At 63.7% G+C, this 17,847-nt stretch carries 11 protein-coding genes; 8 read left to right on the forward strand and 3 right to left on the reverse strand.

What is annotated here, in order from left to right; translation table 11 throughout:
• Positions 1-10 precede the first annotated feature (10 nt).
• From UNPA324_RS27870 to UNPA324_RS27895, 6 genes are all read left to right on the forward strand, one after another.
• Positions 11-1,525, forward strand: coding sequence for a lipopolysaccharide biosynthesis protein (locus UNPA324_RS27870; RefSeq protein ID WP_141937051.1), 1,515 nt, complete (start codon positions 11-13; stop codon positions 1,523-1,525).
• 68 nt (positions 1,526-1,593) lie between these two features.
• Positions 1,594-2,982 (forward strand): surface carbohydrate biosynthesis protein, encoded by a 1,389-nt coding sequence (locus UNPA324_RS27875; protein WP_181769540.1) that lies wholly within the window; start codon positions 1,594-1,596, stop codon positions 2,980-2,982.
• A gap of 4 nt (positions 2,983-2,986) precedes the next feature.
• Positions 2,987-4,390 carry a capsular polysaccharide export protein, LipB/KpsS family gene (locus UNPA324_RS27880; RefSeq protein WP_141937053.1) on the forward strand — a complete coding sequence of 468 codons (1,404 nt, stop codon included), beginning with the start codon at positions 2,987-2,989 and terminating at the stop codon, positions 4,388-4,390.
• An 11-nt stretch (positions 4,391-4,401) separates the two neighbouring features.
• Entirely contained in the window at positions 4,402-5,151 is a 750-nt protein-coding gene (locus UNPA324_RS27885) for a glycosyltransferase family 2 protein (RefSeq protein WP_141937055.1), read from the forward strand.
• A gap of 174 nt (positions 5,152-5,325) precedes the next feature.
• Positions 5,326-6,288: a UDP-glucuronic acid decarboxylase family protein gene (locus tag UNPA324_RS27890; RefSeq protein ID WP_141937057.1), complete on the forward strand. Its 963-nt coding sequence runs from the start codon at positions 5,326-5,328 to the stop codon at positions 6,286-6,288.
• A 343-nt stretch (positions 6,289-6,631) separates the two neighbouring features.
• Positions 6,632-10,060 (forward strand): autotransporter outer membrane beta-barrel domain-containing protein, encoded by a 3,429-nt coding sequence (locus tag UNPA324_RS27895; RefSeq protein WP_141937059.1) that lies wholly within the window; start codon positions 6,632-6,634, stop codon positions 10,058-10,060.
• 90 nt (positions 10,061-10,150) lie between these two features.
• Here UNPA324_RS27895 and UNPA324_RS27900 read toward each other — a convergent pair whose 3' ends face one another.
• Complete coding sequence (locus UNPA324_RS27900) at positions 10,151-13,459, reverse strand: M10 family metallopeptidase C-terminal domain-containing protein (RefSeq protein ID WP_141937062.1); 3,309 nt, start codon at positions 13,457-13,459, stop codon at positions 10,151-10,153.
• A gap of 200 nt (positions 13,460-13,659) precedes the next feature.
• Here UNPA324_RS27900 and UNPA324_RS27905 point away from each other — a divergent pair, with 200 nt between their 5' ends.
• Positions 13,660-13,962, forward strand: a complete 303-nt coding sequence (locus tag UNPA324_RS27905) for a hypothetical protein (RefSeq protein ID WP_141937063.1) — start codon at positions 13,660-13,662, stop codon at positions 13,960-13,962.
• A 118-nt stretch (positions 13,963-14,080) separates the two neighbouring features.
• A complete protein-coding gene (locus UNPA324_RS27910) occupies positions 14,081-15,274 on the forward strand; it encodes a CaiB/BaiF CoA transferase family protein (protein WP_181769541.1) in 1,194 nt (397 codons plus the stop codon).
• Between the two features lie 75 nt (positions 15,275-15,349).
• Here UNPA324_RS27910 and UNPA324_RS27915 read toward each other — a convergent pair whose 3' ends face one another.
• Both UNPA324_RS27915 and UNPA324_RS27920 read right to left on the reverse strand, forming a co-directional pair.
• A complete protein-coding gene (locus UNPA324_RS27915; protein WP_141937065.1) occupies positions 15,350-16,165 on the reverse strand; it encodes an outer membrane protein in 816 nt (271 codons plus the stop codon).
• Between the two features lie 151 nt (positions 16,166-16,316).
• Positions 16,317-17,837 (reverse strand): tripartite tricarboxylate transporter permease, encoded by a 1,521-nt coding sequence (locus UNPA324_RS27920; protein WP_141937067.1) that lies wholly within the window; start codon positions 17,835-17,837, stop codon positions 16,317-16,319.
• Between the last annotated feature and the right edge of the window lie 10 nt (positions 17,838-17,847).

Raw genomic sequence — 17,847 nt, forward strand, 5'->3', positions numbered from 1 at the left:
GCGGCCGGGCATGCTCAGACAGCTGATCCGCAATACGCTGATATCCAGCGCAGCCTTCGGGATCGCGGCGGTGCTCGGCCTCGTCGTTATACCCGTCATCATCCGCACTTGGGGCGTGACCGAGTTCGGCCTGATCGTGCTAGCCCGCATCCTGCTGCCGAGCGGCATGATGGGACTGCTCGATCTGGGCCTCTCCGAGGTCACGACGCAAGCGATCGCGCGGGCGCGGGAGCATCGCAATTGGCGGATCGCCGGCCAGCAGCTGGCGCTTCTGACCGTGATGGCGGGCTGCCTAGCAGGGCTTGTCGCGATCACCATCTGGATCAGTGCGCCTTACCTGACCATCGCACTCCGCGTCGATACCGCTCACGCCGACAGGTTCTCGGATATTTTGCGCTACACCGCACTTGCCAACCTCGTGCTGATCCCGGCGCTGGTCTGGGAGGGCATCGTCAAGGGCTTTGAGCGCTACAACGTCCTGCGGCTGGCCGAGGTGAGCTCCACAATAGCCTATGTCGCCTGCACGATCTGGGCCGCCAGTGCCGCGGCCTCGTTCGAGCTGGTCGCCTATATTTACCTCGCCAGCACCCTAATGCGCGCATGTCTGGTGTTCGTCGCGGCCTTCGTCGCGGTCGTGCGCAAAGTCAGACTTGCCATGTGGGACGCGCCGATCCGGCGCGAGCTATTTCACCGATGCGCACTGTTCGCCCAGGGCAAGCTGACGGGCGGCCTGGCGCTGCCGATCCAACCCTTCCTGGTCGGCCTCTTGTTCGGGCCAAAGGGCGTTGGGGTGTACGACACCTTGGTCAGGCTGCCCCGGGTAGCCAAGGTCGTCGTTGGCCTCCTGACGTCGGCCCTGCTGCCGGTGGCAAGCCGCCTCGACGAGCGCGGCAACGCTGCGGCGTTCCAGCGCCTCGGGGAATTTGGGCTGATTATCCTGCCGATGTTCACGGTTCCCCCGCTGGTGGCGGCCGCCGTGCTGTCCCGCGAGGTCATGCAGGTATGGATCGGCCCTCAGATGGCTCCTTACGCCTTCTGGATGGGCTTGAGCTTCCTGGTCCCGATCTGCGCTCAGTACCTCGCCTTCGGCAACGTCATGTTCCTGACCCGAACAGACGTGCAGTCGCGTCTGAACCGGCTCATGATCTATCAATTGGCGGTGTGGACCGCGGTGGCGCTTGCGACGCTGCACTTGTTCGATGAACGAGCGCTGATCCTTGGCCAAGTAGTGGGGAACGCCGTCATCCTGCCGTTGCAGGTCGGGGCCGTGAGCCGCGGGTTGCAGCTTGACTCCTACCGCCTCCTGAGAGCACTTCTCGCCCAGGCCGTCATTCTCGTGGTCCTGGGCCTGCTGCTGCTCAAGCTTGCAGACCATTTGGCAATCGACAGCTTCTGGGGACTCGGGCTTGCGATCGCCTCGTTCTGCGCGGTGAGTTGGGCCATCCAGTATTTTCTCGTTCTGGAAGACCGCCAGCGGGCGATCTTCGCGGAACTTGGCCAGCGTTTCGGCTGGGCGTCGACCTAGCTCGTCAATGTACACCAGTATGTCAGGAGATCGATGACCGCCTTGGCCAATACGAGGAGACGCGAACGGTGCGGATAGGCCTGGTGGTCGATCATCCCAAGCGTGACCTGCCGGGGGCAGTCATGCTCGGCTATCAGCTTGCCCGGCGCGGCGTCTCCGTCGCGCTGGTGCCGATGTACGAGCAGGCCGTCGATGTCCCGCGACTTGGGCTGGACGCACTGGTCGTCAACTATGCACGTCCCGTCAATCTCGACCTGATGCGCAGCTTTGCCAGGGCTGGCCTGGCGCTGTACGTGCTCGATACCGAAGGCGGCGTGCTCGCAGAAAAGGGCGGCAACTCGCCACCAGCGATGGCCGCCCACATCAAAGGCAGCGGCTACGCCGACATACTGGCAGGCTATTTCTTCTGGGGAAGCCGGCTGCACGACGCCTTCCGCGCGGCCGGAACCATGAAGCCGGAGCAGCTTCATCTCACCGGATGCCCGCGCTTCGATTTCGCAGCCCCGCGCTGGCGCGCGCTGCTCGACGGCGAGCAGCGAGGCTATCTGCTCGTCAACGCCAACTTTCCACTGGTCAATTCGCGCTTTACCGGCAAGCCGGGCGGCGAGCGCGAAGCGATGGTGCGGGCCGGCTGGGACGGCGCCTACGTCGATCGCTTCATCGCGGACCTGAAGCAGGTCTTTGCCACCTATCTCGTCGAAATCGACCGGCTCGCCGCCAAGCGGCCCGACCGCAACATTCTGGTGCGTCCGCACCCCTTCGAGAGCGAGGAGGTCTATCGCAATGCGCTCTCGCGCCACGCCAACGTCCTGATTGACGGCACCGGCAGCGTGCTCGACCGTATCCGCAATGCAGCAGCCGTCATTCATCTCAACTGCGGGACGGCCGTCGAATCGGTATTGCTCGGAAAGCTGCCGCTGCAGCTCGAATATCTGAACACGCCGACCACGGCAGGCCATGCCGCGTTGCCCGCGCGCGTGAGCCGGCAGGTCGCCTCGTTCGAAGAGCTGCTCGGCGCGATCGATCACATCGAGCGCGAGACTGAGACCTTCGACTTCGGCCGCGTTCACGCCGCCGATATCGAAGCCTTCTTCCATCTCAACGACGGGAAAGCCGCCGAACGTGTCGCCGATGTTCTGGTTGGCACGACGCGCTCGCGCCGGCCTTACCTCTCGCTGCTTGCAACGGTGAAGGGAACGCGTGCCAAGCCGAGCCTTGGTCAGATCGTCAAGGGCGCCACTAGCGCCGCGCTCGGCTCGGCGGTCACCGAGCGGCTACGCAGCCAGTTCAATCCGGCCCGGCGCGACAAGCGGATCGCGCCGCCCTTCGTCCAGACCCTGCTCCAGCGCATCGCCGCTCACGATCAGGCGAGCCCGTCTCAATTTACGGCAAGACGCGCGCATTGCGCGACGACGGGCCTGCCACTCGCGAGCATTGCGATCGAACACGCCCGATAGAGCCATGGCAACATCTGCAAAGACCGTTCTCATCACCACGCTTGCCGAATACCAGACCCGGTTCTGGATTCCGGTCGCGCAGCGATTGCGCGCGGCAGGCCATGACGTCGAGCTGCTTGCCTTCGACGATCGCAGCGCGGAGATGTCGACTTCGGAGGGCGTGCCGGTCACGAATATGTACCGCGAGGGCCTCACGACCGGCCCCTCGCCCGACGATCGCGGCGCATTCGACGCGCGCGTCGCGTCTTACGGGCTCGACGGGACCAATTTCCTGTTCAGCCATGAGCGCTTCACCTTCGGTATCCGCGATACCGCCGCGCTGCGGCGGCGCTTCATGATCTATGCCAATGCGATGGAGACGGTGCTCGACCGGCTGGAGAGGCAAGGCAAGCCTGCCGAGCTGGTGCAGGAGCTGGGCGGCTTTCTCTCGGTAATCGCGAGCTTCTACGCCGCCAAGCGCCGCAACATTCGCAACTGGTTCATCGAGCCTTCGTTCTTTCGCGGCCGCATGTACTTCACGCCCGACACTCTCGGCGCACCCGACGTGATGTCGGCGCCGGCGGACGCCGTGTCATCGGAGGTGCACGCCTATCTGGACGACACGCTGACGCAACGCGCGATCGTCATCCCCAAGAAGGACCAGCATCATTATTCGGCGGCCTTCAAGAAGGTCGTGAACCTTCGCAACGCCCGCCGCCTCAGCGAAAAGCTGTGGGACCAGTTCGCACTCGGCAAGCACCAGGAGTTCGGACACAATCTCCGTCACGCCCGCGTGCACGCTGCGATGGCGCTCAATGCGACACGGCTGCGCAAGCTCTACAAGCCGATCCCCGAGGCGCCCTTTGTCTACTATCCGTTCCACGTCCCGGCCGATATGGCGCTGACGCTGCGCTCGCCAGACTATCTCGACCAGGTCGCGACCGTCGACTTCCTGCTGCGGACGATCCCGGACTCGCATACGCTGGTGGTGAAAGAGCACCCTGCTCAGATCGGCGCGATCTCTGCCGACCGCCTGTTCGAGCTGGCGCGCCGGTTCGACAATTTCGTGCTGCTGCCGCCACAGACCAACAATTACACCGTGCTCAATCGCGCCGATGCGGTCATCTCCGTCAACAGCAAGTCGGGTGCCGAAGCGCTGCTGCTCGGCAAGCCGGTCGTGGTGATGGGCGATGCGTTCTACCGCTCCTGTCCGCTGGTCTATGCGGTCGATCGTCTGGCCGACGTACCCGCCCGGCTGCGCGAGGCGCTCTCCGCCGGGCCTTTCGATCCGGCCAAAGGCGCCCCCTATTTCGAGTCGGCCTGGAGCAGGTCTTATCCGGGCGAGCTCTATATCAGCGATCCCAAGCTGCTCGACACGTTTGCGGCCTCCTTGCGCGCGGCAATCGCCGAGCCGGCCCGCGTGAACTGAACGGACCCATCATGCCGCTCGTCTCGATCATCACACCGTCCTGGAACGTCGAAGGCCTGATCGAGGAGACGATCCGCTCGGTCCAAAGCCAGACATTCGCCGATTGGGAGCTCTTGATCGCGGACGACTGCTCGACCGACCGGACGCCAGCGATCATCGCTGCCATCGGCGAGCGCGATCCGCGGGTCAAGCTGATCCGGCAGGCCAGGAATGGCGGCCCGGCGCTGGCGCGCCAGGCCTCGATCGACGCCGCGCAAGGCCGCTATCTTGCCTTCCTCGACAGCGACGACCTGTGGCTGCCTGAGAAGTTGGAGCGGCAGCTTGCCTTCGCGCAGGAGAAGCAGGCCGCGCTCAGCTACACCGCCTTCCGCCGCATCAACGAGACCAACACCGTCACTGGACGGCTGATCGAAGTGCCGGCCTCGCTCACCTATGACCAGCTCCTGAAGAACACCGCGATCGCGACGCTGACCGCGATGGTGGACCGCGAGATCGCCGGCCCCATCGCGATGAAGAACGAGGGCTATGACGATTTCTGCCTGTGGCTCTCGATCCTCGCGCGCGGGCACACCGCCTCTGGCCTTAACGAGGATCTCGCGCGCTACCGCGTCAGGGGCTCCTCGGTCTCCAGCCGCCCGGTGCGCTCCGCCAAATGGGTCTGGCAAATCTACCGCAATGTCGAGCAGCTCTCCCTGATCAAATCGGCCTGGTGTTTTGCCCATTGGGGCGCGCGGGCTTGGCTGAAGCGGCGAGAATTCTAGCGGCCGGCGGCGGGCTGCGGTCCCTCCGTGCAAAAAACGAGAAAACAACCCCATACAAAGTAGGGGTATAATAATACCTCAAGCTCTCTATCGAGCAATTTGGCTATTGGCGAGCCCGGCGCTTGCCGATACCACTCAGCCCGCCGCTCCGCCGCGGACAATCTGGAACCGATCATGCCTTTTGAAAACTACAAGAACAGCCGCATCCTCGTCACCGGGGGCGCCGGGTTCATCGGATCGCACCTCTGCGAACGGCTGCTCGAGACCGGCGCCGAGGTGGTGTCCGCGGACAATTATTTCACGGGCAGCCGGCGCAACATCGCCCATCTGATCGCAAATCCGCTGTTCGAGGCGGTCAGGCACGACGTCACCTTCCCGCTCTATATCGAGGTCGACGCGATCTTCAACCTGGCCTGCCCGGCCTCGCCGATCCACTACCAGCGCGACCCCGTGCAGACCACCAAGACCTCGGTGCACGGCGCCATCAACATGTTGGGGCTCGCCAAGCGGCTCAAGGCGCGCATCTTCCAGGCCTCGACCAGCGAGGTCTATGGCGATCCGCTGATCCATCCGCAGACAGAGGATTACTGGGGCAACGTCAATCCGATCGGCATCCGCTCCTGCTACGACGAGGGCAAGCGCTGCGCCGAGACGCTGTTCTTCGACTATTGGCGCCAGCACGGCCTGCCGATCAAGGTCGCGCGCATCTTCAACACCTACGGCCCGCGCATGCAGCCAAATGACGGCCGCGTGGTGTCGTCCTTCATTGTCCAGGCGCTCAAGGGCGAACCGATCACGGTGTTCGGCGACGGCGGGCAGACCCGCTCGTTCTGCTATGTCGACGACCTCGTCGAGGCCATCATGCGCTTGATGGCGACTGCGGAAGACATCACCGGCCCGATCAATATCGGCAACAATTCCGAGTTCACGATCCGTGAACTCGCCGAGAAGGTCATCAAGCTTACGGGCTCGCGTTCCAAGCTGGTGTTCAAGCCGCTGCCGCAGGACGATCCGCGTCAGCGCCAGCCCGATCTCGCCAAGGCGAAGGCGGTGCTGAACTGGGAGCCAAAGGTGGCTCTCGAGGACGGGCTGAAGGAGACGATCGCCTATTTCAAGCACACGCTCGACATCGGCTGAGCTGCTGCGGGAACGTCCATCGTCCGCAGCGAGCGTCCGCAACAAGCGCGCCGCGCGGCATCATCAGCGATTTGCGCGTCCGCCTGGACCCGAGAGCCCCCTGTCCGCCCACCCAACGGGCACGCGCGTTCTGGCCTGCACCTGTTGCAGTGCATGAATATGTTGCCCGGTAGCCACGATGGCTGAAAATGCGGGGCAAAACCGGCAGCACCGAACGCAGATGGATCGCCATTCATTGCAGGTCGTTGCAGCGCCATGGGAACATGGCGTGGGTGTCGGGGCGACAGTACGCGCCCCGGTTGCATGTTCGCGATGATTTCTTTGCTAATTTGAGAAGATCTAGATGGCCGGACCGACAAAGGCAGGTGGGCGGATCGGGTACGGGCTGAGATCCATCGTGCGCCATTCCCTGGCGACACTCCTCGCCACCACCGCGCTCGGCGCTGTCACCGCGCATGCCGTGGACGGCACCTGGACCGGCGGCTCCTCGGACTGGACCAATCCGACCAACTGGTCGTCCAACCCGAGCGTGCCCAACGGGACCGCGACCTTCGCCAACGCCGGCAGCACGGCGGTCGACAACAACAACGGCGCCGTCAGCATCGGCACGATCCAGTTCGCGAACACCTCGCAGGCCTATACGTTCACGATCGGCAATCCGTTCATCGTCAACGGAACGGGCATCATCAACAACGACGCGGTCAATACCCAGAACTTCGAAGTCACCTCCGGCAACAATCTGGTGTTCCAGAACAGCAGCACCGCGAGCGGCGGCGCCGGAATCGTGATCATCACCAACGACGTCGGCGGCAACGTCAATTTCATCCAGACCGGCACGGCCGGAACGGCAAGGCTCATCAACAACGGCGTCGTCACGTTCGGGAATTCGGCCTCTGCCGGCAGCGCCACGATCACCACCAACAACGGCGCAACGACGAACTTCACCGGCGCGGCCACCGGCGGCAGCGCCAGATTCATCGCCAATGCCGGCGGCACCGTCGATATCTCAGGCCTAACTAGCGGCGGAATGACGGCCGGATCGATCGAAGGCGCCGGCAATTATGTTCTCGGCGCCAACACGCTCGCCACCGGCAGTCTCAACAACTCGACCCAGGTCGACGGCATCATCTCCGGCACCGGCGGCCTGACCAAGGTCGGCACGGGTACGCTGACGCTGGCCGGCACCAACACCTACACGGGCGCGACGACGATCTCGGCCGGAACACTGGCAATCTCGGGCTTTGGCAGTATTTCGTCATCCAGCGTCGTCACGGTGGACGCGATGTTCGACATCTCGGCGTCCGCCGTTCCGTTCAACGCAATCACGACGCTGGCTGGCAGCGCTTCTGGCGTCGTCAACATGGGTGGCAACGGGCTGGTGATCACCAATGGCTCGACCGCATTTGCCGGCGTGATCCAGGGCACTGGCGGGATCGAGGTGTTCGGCGGCACACAGACGCTCTCCGGCGTGAATACTTATTCGAATGCCACGCAGATCGATGCCGGAGCCACTTTGGCACTGAAAGGGGCCGGCTCGATCGCGAATTCGGCGTTCGTCTCGTTCAGCGCGGCGAACGCCACGCTCGACGTATCGCAGACCACCTCCGGCACATCCGTCCGCGGCCTTGGTTCGCCCGCTGGCAGCGGCATCGTCGCGTTGGGATCGAAGACGCTGACGATCACGTCCGGCAGCGTCTTCGGCGGCGTGATCCGGGACGGCGGCATTGCCGGTGGTAGCGGCGGCGGCATTGTCATCTCGGCCGGCGCCGTTCAGGCGCTCGGGGGCGTCAATACCTATACCGGAGCGACCACCATCCAAGCCCTTGGGGAGCTGGACCTCGTCAACTCGGGGGGGACCGACGGCAGCATCGCGACCTCGAGCAATGTCATTGCCAATGGCATCTTGGACATTACGGGCTTGAGCATTGGCACCTCGATCAAATCGCTGTCGGGCTCGGGCAACGTCAATCTCGGCGCCAACACGCTGACGATCACGAACGGCAACGGCACCTTCGCGGGTGTGATCGATGATGCCGGCGCGGGGGGCGGCCTTACACTGACGGGCGGCACGCAGAGGCTCACGGGCGCCAACACCTATACGGGCGCCACCAATGTGAATGGCGGCACGCTGGTGGTGGACGGCTCGATCCTGAACAGCCCGACCACCGTCAATGCCGGCGGCACGCTCGCCGGCAGCGGCACGATCGCGGGCGTCGCGGTCAACGGCGGTACGCTGGCGCCCGGCAGCACGACGAACCCGTTCGGCCCGATGACGATCGGCGGATCGCTGACCTTTACCCCCGCCTCGACCTATCTGGTGCAGGTCTCCTCGGCCCTTGCGAGCCTCACTCGGGTCACGGGCGCAGCCGGTCTCGGCGGCGCGGCGGTGAGCGTCAACTTCACATCGGGTACGATCAAGAAACAGTATACGATCCTGACCGCGGCCGGCACCCTGGCCGGCAGCACCTTCAACCCGAACGTCGCCTCCAACACGCCGACGCTCAACGCGACGCTGAGCTACGACCTCGATAACGTGTTCCTCAACGTCAACGTCAATTTCGCGCAAGGTGGCGGGCTCAACGTCAACCAACAGAACGTCGCGAACACACTGACCAACTTCTTCAACACCACCGGCGGTATTCCCTCGGCCTTCGCGACACTGTCGCCAGCGGGGCTGACCACCGCCTCGGGCGAGCTCGGCACCGGTATCATCCAGTCGGCGATCAATGCCGACGGCCAGTTCCTCAACCTGATGCTCGACCCGACCGTCGTCGGACGCAGCGGCGGCTTCGCCAAGGCGGGCAGCGTCGCACAGTTCGCCGAAAGCGATGAGGCAGCCGCCTACGCCGCGATGCGGCCGGCCACCGCGCGCGAGCGCGAGGCTTACGCGATGGCGACCAAGGCGCCGCTTTTTTCCTCGCAGCCAAGCAGCCGCTGGAGCGTCTGGGCGGCCGGCTATGGCGGTTCGGCCGAGGTCGGCGGCAACGCACTGGTCGGCTCGCAGGATCTGACGGCGCAGGCCTGGGGCGGCGCGGCCGGCGCGGACTACAGGATCTCGGTGGACACGCTGGGCGGCTTTGCGCTCGGCGGCGGCGGACTGAATTACTCGCTCGCCAATGCGATGGGTTCGGGCTCGGCCGACCTGTTCCAGGCCGGCGTCTATGGCCGACACAATTTCGGACCGGCCTACGTCTCGGCTGCGCTCGCCTATGGCTGGCACGACGTCACAACCAACCGCACCGTGACGCCCGGCGGCTTCGACCAGCTCCAAGGCCGTTTCAAGGCCGACACGTTCTCGGCGCGCTTCGAGGGCGGCTATCGCTTCACGACGCCGCTGATCGGCATCACGCCGTACGCTGCGGCGCAGGTGACGAATTTCAATCTTCCCAATTACTCCGAAGTCAGCCTTAACGGCGGCGGGCTGTTCGCCCTGAACTACGCTTCACAATCGCTGACTGATACCCGCTCCGAGCTCGGCCTGCGCACCGACAGGTCCTACGCCATGCAGAACGGCGTGCTGACGCTGCGTGGCCGCGCCGCCTGGGCGCACGACTACAATCCGAGCCGCGCCGTCACCGCGCTGTTCCAGACCTTGCCGGGCACCAGCTTCGTCGTCAACGGCGCCAAGGTCGATGCCGAGTCCGCGCTCGTGAGCGGCAGCGCCGAGATGAAATGGCTGAGCGGCTTGTCGATCGCCGCCACCTTCGACGGCGAGTTCTCAGGCAACGTCACCAGCTATTCCGGCAAGGGCGTGTTCAAGTACGCCTGGTGAGCTGACGCAGCCGCGGCCCAGCGCGGCAGCCGTCGTCGAGATCGCGCCGAACGACCGCCCAAACTGCGTCGATCGCCACGACCCACGCTGTCAGCTCAGCAGGAAACCGTGTTCGTGCAGGTTGTGAAGAAAGTCGGCCAGAATGTCGCTTACAGCCGTATCTGGGCATCCCGATTGTTGCGCCGACAGCTCTGCCGCCGTCTGCACATTCGCGGGTGCAGGCATGGGATCCGGCAATTCGGACGAGGTGGTCAGAGTGCCGCCCTGAGTGAAATTGAAGGCAAAGCCCTCCCCGGACGTTTCGAGCCCCGCAGTTGCGAGCGGCGCCGCGCCCACGGCGCCATCGCCATTGAGATCCTGCTGGAGCGTCGGCTCCAGCGCCTTCAGCGACGGATCGGTGTCCAGCACTTCGGGGGCCGCGGCAAGCGTCGTTACGAAATTGCCGCTGCTGTCCGTGCTCCAGACCGAGTAATGCCCGTTCGACGAATCCTTCCAGACCACGTCGTAGCCACCGCCCGACACCTGCTCGGCTCCGATCACGGACCAAGTGGTGTAATTGGCCGTGTTCACCACGGACCCCGCATATTTCAGCGTCGGTCCGGTGCCGGTCGAGATGTTGTCCAGATAGTAGTTGCCAGCGGACACCACCACGCTAGTCGACCCGAACGTCTCGATCGTGGCATTGCTGATGATGGATGCACCAATCGTGCCGTCGCCGTTGAGATCCTGCTGCAGCGTCGGCTCCAGCGCTTTCAGCGACGGATCAGTGCCCAGCACTTCGGGGGCCGCGGCAAGCGTCGTCACGAAATTGCCGGTGCTGTCGGTGCTCCAGACCGAGTAGTGCCCGTCCGATGAATCCTTCCAGACCACGTCGTAGCCACCGCCCGACACCTGCTCTGCACCAATCACGGACCACGTGGTGTAGTTGGCCGTGTTGACCGCAGCGCCTGCATATTTCAGCGTCGGCCCGGCGCCGGTCGAGATGTTGTTCAGGTAGTAGTTGCCGCCAGACACCACCACGCTGGTCGATCCGAGCGCTTCGACCGTAACGCCGCTGATGCCAATCGTCCCGTCGCCGTTGAGATCCTGCTGGAGCGTCGTCTCCAGCGCTTTCAGCGATGGATCAGTGCCCAGCACTTCAGGGGCTGCGGCGAGCGTCGTCACGAAATTGCCGGTGCTGTCCGTGCTCCAGACGGAGTAGTGCCCGTCCGATGAATCCTTCCAGACCACGTCGTAGCCACCGCTCGACACGTGCTCGGCAGCAATGACGGACCACGTGGTGTAATTGGCCGTGTTTACCGCGGCGCCTGCATATTTCAGCGTCGGCCCGGTGCCTGTCGAGATGTTGTCCAGATAGTAGTTGCTGCCAGACAGCACCACGCTGGTCGATCCGAACGCCTCGATCGTGACGTTGCTGTCGATCACACCGTTGCCGTTGAGATCCTGCTGCAGCGTCGATTCCAATGCTTTCAGGGACGGATCGGTCCCCAGCACTTCGGGAGCCGCAGCAAGCGTCGTCACGAAATTGCCAGCGCTGTCGGTGTTCCAGACAGAATAATGCCCGTCCGATGAATCCTTCCAGACCACATCGTAGCCGCCGCCTGAGACCTGCTCGGCCGCAATGACGGACCATGTCGTGTAATTGGCCGTGTTCACCGCAGCGCCTGCATATTTCAGCGTCGGTCCGATGCCGGTCGAGATGTTGTCCAGGTAGTAGTTGCCGCCAGAAACCACCACACTGGTCGATCCCGATGCCTCGATCGTGACGACTTTGAGGCCAATCGTCCCGTCGCCGTTGAGATCTTGCTGGAGGGTCGGCTCCAGCGCCTGCAGAGACGGATCGGTGCCCAGCACTTCTGGGGCCGAGGCAAGGGTCGTCAGGAAATTCCCGGCGCTGTTCGTGCTCCAGACCGAGTAATGCCCGTTCGACGAATCCTTCCAGACGACGTCGTAGCCACCGCCCGACACTTGCTCCGCGGCAATGACCGACCAGGTGGTGTAATTGGCCGTGTTCACCGCAGCGCCTGAATATTTCAGCGTAGGTCCGGTGCCAGTCGCGATGTTGTCCAGGTAATAGTTGCCGCCCGACTGGACCACGCTGGTCGATCCGAGCGTCTCGATCACGGTCGTCACCAGACTGGAGCTGGCAACCGCGACGCCCGCAAACTGGAAGTATTCGACGCCGGTGACGGTATCGGTGCCGTCAGGAGAACCGCTGCGCAGGTCGACCAAGGTGAAGGTCTGCGTCGTGGTGTTGTAGGTAATCGTGTAATTGCCTTGGCTGCCCGAGTACACCGCGGTGTCAGTGCCGGCGCCGCCGATGATGGTGTCGTTGCCAGCCCCGCCCGTGATCGTGTCGTTGCCGCCGCCGCCGTTCAGCGAATTGGCGATGGCGTTGCCGATGATGGTGTCGTTGCCGGATCCGCCGATGGCGTTGTCGATGTAGGAGCGCGCATCGCCGTTGTAGAGATAGGCGTTGTAGACGTTGCCCGAAGCGTAGTGGCCGTCGCCGAGATAGGCCAGCTGCGTCGAGGAGAACACCGACGATGCACCGGGGTTGAGGTTGATGCTCAGGTTCGTCGTGTAGTTCGACAGATTATAGGTATCGACGCCGCCGCCGTCCCAGATGGTTTCGTAGATCCGGTTGGCCGAGCCGCCAACGCCGCCGCCCGGCGCGGACTGCCCGACGCCGTTGACGAATTCCTGCCCCGTGGTCGGATTCCAAGTATAGACGGTGCTGCCGCTCTGGGTATTGAAGTTCGCCCCGTACATCGTCTGCAGCGCGAGGATATCGTTGGCCATGTAGGTCTGCGGATATCCGTACGCTTCGTTGGTGTAACCGGACGTGGTCGAAGCGCCGACATAGCTGCGATAGCTCATCACGGTGTATTCGCTGTCGTCGTGCGCAGTCGGCACGGCGACGTTGGCCGGGCCACCGGTTTCCTGGCTGTGCTTGAGGCCGACGGCATGGCCAAGCTCGTGCAGCGCAGTCGCGAAGTAATAATTGCCGAGCTTAGCCTGCGAATAATCGTACTGAGTCCCGAACCAGATATCGCCGCCCGACGCATAGTTGCCGGGATAGTAGGCGTAGGAGGTCGGGTTGGCCGCCGGCGACTGCGCGATCATGATGTCGGCGCCGTTCGTGCCTGCGTACTGGATGTTGGCGTTGGTGTAACCGTCGATCAACCCGATGGCGTAGTTGATCGCCGCCTGCATCTGGGTCGGCGCCGAGGCGAAGCCAGACGTGGTCGGCTCGCTGTAGCCGCCGGAATAGGGATAGGAATAGTCGCTGGAAGCATCGGGAAAGCTATAGGTGATCGCGCCGGTCCATTTGTAACCGGACAGCAGGCCGTCGATCTCGGCGTTGTTGGTGGCACTGACATTAACAGCGGTAGCCAAAGGGGAACTCCGAATCGGCGAGCCCCGTCCTATCCGAGGCGTTAACAGATGATTGTAGCTAGAGAGCTGAACGTTTGGTTTAAATGGGGCAAGACCATCAGGCCTCCAGCTATAATGTGCTGTTAGCCATTAAATCCCGTAGTCACACGGGACGCGCATAAGGGTTTCGTTCCCGGAACACCCGTGATTTGCAGGGTTTCATGAAACGACGTTCACTTCCGGCCGGTCTGTTTGGCGCCCTGATCGCGCTCGCCGGATTGCCCTATCACCCCCTCGGAGGACTGCCTGTCATGGTGGAGAAAGCCAAGGCCGACGACAGCGGTAAGGCGCCGCGCGCGCCTTCCATGCCGATGGCCCGCGATCCTGCCGCTGCGGTGGCGGAGGAATACGAAGCCGCCCGCCGGAAGGGAACGCGGGAGGCCCTTGAGCTCTTCATTGCGCGCCACGGCGATGATCCCTTGGCCGAGCAGGCGCGTGCCGAGTTGAAGCGCCTGTCGCGCTGATCTCGCAGGCACCGCATCAGGCATGGCATTTCGGCAGGCGGGATCGGCGTCGGGCCGGCTTGTCGCGCGATCTTTCGGCCCTATGGTAGGCCCGCAATCTGTCCCGGAGCCTTTCACGATGCCCTTTCCGCATGCCTCGGAAGCCCTGTCGCGCTTCACGGTACTCGATCTGACCCGGGTCCGCTCCGGGCCGACCTGCGTGCGGCAACTGGCGGACTGGGGGGCGAATGTCGTCAAGATCGACGCACTGACCGAGGACGCCGGCGGCGAGCAGCCGGGTGGGCCCCGGCGAGGTTCCGACTTCCAGAATCTGCACCGCAACAAGCGGGCCATGACGCTGAACCTGAAGGACGAGCGCGGGCTCGCCGTGTTCAAGCGCCTCGCCGCCAAGGCCGACGTCGTGGTCGAGAATTTCCGGCCCGACGTGAAGAAGAAGCTCGGCATCGACTATGACAGCCTCGCCAAGATCAATCCGCGCATCGTCTACGGCAGCATCTCCGGCTTCGGCCAGGATGGCCCCTATCACAAGCGGCCCGGTTTCGATCAGATCGCGCAAGGCATGGGCGGGCTGATGTCGATCACCGGAGCGCCGGGCGAAGGCCCGATGCGGGTCGGCATTCCCGTCGCCGACCTGACGGCCGGCCTGTTCTGCGCCATGGGCATCCTCACCGCCCTGCTCGAGCGCGAGGTGTCGGGCAAGGGCCAGTGGGTGCAGACGTCGCTGCTCCAGGCACAGATCTTCATGCTCGACTTCCAGGCCGCGCGCTGGCTGATGGAGAAGGAGGTCGCCAAGCAGGCCGGCAACAACCATCCGACCAGCATCCCGACCGGCGTGTTCAAGACCTCGGACGGCTACATCAACATCGCCACGACCGGTGGGCGGATCTGGGAACGCTGCGCGCAGGCGATCGGCGCACCTGAGCTCTATGCCCATCCCGACTATGCGACGGCCCCTGCCCGCTCCAAGAACCGCGACGCGCTCAACGCCGAGATCGAGAAGCGCACGGTAACGAAGTCGACCGAGACCTGGGTCCGCGAACTCAACGAGGCCGGCGTGCCCTGTGGGCCGATCTATGCCATCGACCAGATGTTCGAGGACGCCCAGGTCAAGCATCTCGGCATCGCGCAGGACGTGCCGAACGAGGAGGGCCGCCATATCCGCCTGGTCGGCCAGCCCGTGACGCTGTCACGCACGCCGAGCAGGATGGTGGCGCGGCCACCGGAATTCGGCGAACAGACCGACGAGGTCTTGAAGGAATTCGGCCTCAGTGCGGACGAGATTGCCAAGCTCAGGGACGCCAAGGTGGTGTGACCGTCACGCACCCGCCCTCCGACGACAAAGCCCGGCGCGAGCCGGGCTTTGCTTCTTGTTGACGCCTTCTGGATTTCAGTACTTCGCGACCACCGGAGCCGGGCTGAAAGCGTAGTTGAATCCAGCTCGCAAGACATGATCGTGGAACGAGACGCTGGTCGAATTGACGGTCCCGCCAAAATAGGTGGACGATCCCAAGTCTATGTAGAGATATTCGAGCTTGGCTGACCAGTTGCGGTTAAACTTCTTCTCGACACCGGCCCCTGCGGTCCAACCCCAGCGAGTCTTGCTCTCTGAAACCGCCGGACCGACGACCGTGATGGGCGCACCGATGGGCGTGTTGCTGTTTCCATCGAATAGCTGTGCGGTCAGCGTCGCCTGAGTGCCGAACTTGACCTCACCAACAGCCAAACCACCCGTCGCATAGAGCAACAGGCTCGGATCAGCCAAAAGCCCGGCTCGACCGCGGAAGGTCGCAAACCACGGGAAATCTGTGCTGCTGTTGGTCGAGCCGGAAAATCCAACCGAACCGATCCTGACCGCCAGAAGCGGATCAATCGAACGTCCACGCTCGCGGGTGCCCTGAATATCGGCCTCAACACCCAAAACCCATTTTGGATCGACCTGCCAGTTGTAGCCGACCTGAACGCCGCCAAGTCCTCCATCAACGTTCTGTCGGATGTTCACCCCAAGCGGTGAGGTCGGCAGGACCGAGGCATTCGACCGGCCCCAGCTATAGCCACCATTGGCGCCGGCGTAGAAGCCAGTCCAGCTCCAGATCGGATCGACCATGGCGGGGGCCTTCACGTACGGCTTCGATGCCAGATCAGCGGCCAATGCGCTGGTCGCGACCAGCGATGCCGCCACAATTCCCATCACAACCTGCTTCATGACAATGCCCCGTGAAAAACAAGAAAATCTACGTGGAGCATAAGCGCCAAGGCCGGCCCCGGCTGTCGCGCCACAGCAACATCGGGAAACAACCGCTAGGCTCCAGCGACCGGACTACGGCGACATGATAGAACTAAGACTTTGATCTAACTCAATCTTTTATTGCCAGCTTATCCCGCTGCCGCCAACCGACACGGCCGAGCAAGCCGTCGATCACGGGCCAGAACAGCAGCACGATCGCCAGCGTCGTGATCGAGCCGACCAAGCCGTTCGACCAGAACACCTTCAGAGTGCCGCCGGAGCCGATCATCGACAGGCGGAAGGCGTCCTCGGCGCGGTTGCCGAGCACGAGCGCGAGGGTAAACGGGGCCAAGGGAATGCCGATCTTCTTGAAGACGTAGCCGACGACACCAAAGCCGAGCATCAGCCAGATGTCGAACATCGCGTTCTGGATCGCGTAGGCGCCGATCGCGCAGGACACCACGATCATCGGCGCCACCGCAGCGAACGGCACACGCAGGATCGAGGCGAAGATCGGCACCGTCGTCAGCACCAGCACGAGGCCGACGACATTGCCGAGATACATCGAGGCGATCAGGCCCCAGACGAAGTCCTTGTGCTCGACGAACAGCAGCGGCCCCGGATTGAGCCCCCACACCATCAAGCCGCCAAGCAAGATCGCCGCGGTGCCGGAGCCGGGAATGCCGAGCGCCAGCATCGGCAGCAGCGCCGAGGTACCGGAGGCATGCGCGGCCGTCTCGGGCGCGAACACGCCCTCGATGCGGCCCTTGCCGAAACTCTCAGGCTCCTTGGCGAAGCGCTTGGCAAGGTTGTAGCCCATGAAGGAGGCCGCGATCGCGCCGCCCGGGGTGATGCCGAGCCAGCAGCCGATGAAGGAGGAGCGCAGCAGCGTCACCCAGTATTTCGGCAGATCCTTCCAGACGCTGAGCACGACGCGCAGCGAAATGCTCGCCGCATGTCCCCGCAGCGCCAGCCGCTCCTCCATTGTCAGCAGGATCTCGCTGATGCCGAACAGGCCGATGACGGCGACCAGGAAGTTGATGCCGCGCAGCAACTCCGGCGAGCCGAAGGTCATGCGCAAATTGCCCGACACGGTATCCATGCCGATACCGGCCAACAGCAGCCCCAGCGACATCGAGATCACCGTCTTGTGCTTGGCCTCGCGTCCCAATCCGACGAAGGAGCAGAAGGTGAGCAGATACACCGCGAAGAACTCGGGCGGACCGAATTTCAGCGCGAAGGACGAGATCATCGGCGCAAGGAAGGTGATCAGCAGCACCGCGACCAGCGAGCCGATGAAGGAGGAGGTGAACGCCGCGGTCAGCGCCTCCGCCGCCCGGCCCTGCTGCGCCATCGGATAGCCGTCGAAGGTGGTCGCGACGGACCAGGCTTCGCCGGGAATGTTGAACAGGATCGAGGTGATCGCACCGCCGAACAGCGCGCCCCAATAGATGCAGGACAGCATCACGATCGCCGAGGTCGGATCCATCGTGAAGGTGAGCGGCAACAGGATCGCGACGCCATTGGGACCGCCGAGGCCCGGCAGCACGCCGACGAAGATACCGAGCACCAGCCCGACCATCATCAGGACGAGCGTCTTCCACGTCAGCAGGACGGCAAAGCCGTGAAGCAGGAGACCGAAAGCTTCCATTGCAGGCCCG

The organism is Bradyrhizobium sp. UNPA324 (assembly GCF_006658635.1).
Classification (GTDB): Bacteria; Pseudomonadota; Alphaproteobacteria; order Rhizobiales; family Xanthobacteraceae; genus Bradyrhizobium; species Bradyrhizobium nanningense.

Bases quoted from the DNA above. Each gene is read 5' to 3' on its own strand.
- UNPA324_RS27905 (WP_141937063.1), top strand. From the start codon at position 13,660: ATGAAACGACGTTCACTTCCGGCCGGTCTGTTTGGCGCCCTGATCGCG.
- UNPA324_RS27920 (WP_141937067.1), bottom strand. From the start codon at position 17,837: ATGGAAGCTTTCGGTCTCCTGCTTCACGGCTTTGCCGTCCTGCTGACG.
- UNPA324_RS27890 (WP_141937057.1), top strand. From the start codon at position 5,326: ATGCCTTTTGAAAACTACAAGAACAGCCGCATCCTCGTCACCGGGGGC.
- UNPA324_RS27895 (WP_141937059.1), top strand. From the start codon at position 6,632: ATGGCCGGACCGACAAAGGCAGGTGGGCGGATCGGGTACGGGCTGAGA.
- UNPA324_RS27870 (WP_141937051.1), top strand. From the start codon at position 11: ATGCTCAGACAGCTGATCCGCAATACGCTGATATCCAGCGCAGCCTTC.
- UNPA324_RS27880 (WP_141937053.1), top strand. From the start codon at position 2,987: ATGGCAACATCTGCAAAGACCGTTCTCATCACCACGCTTGCCGAATAC.
- UNPA324_RS27885 (WP_141937055.1), top strand. From the start codon at position 4,402: ATGCCGCTCGTCTCGATCATCACACCGTCCTGGAACGTCGAAGGCCTG.
- UNPA324_RS27915 (WP_141937065.1), bottom strand. From the start codon at position 16,165: ATGAAGCAGGTTGTGATGGGAATTGTGGCGGCATCGCTGGTCGCGACC.
- UNPA324_RS27910 (WP_181769541.1), top strand. From the start codon at position 14,081: ATGCCCTTTCCGCATGCCTCGGAAGCCCTGTCGCGCTTCACGGTACTC.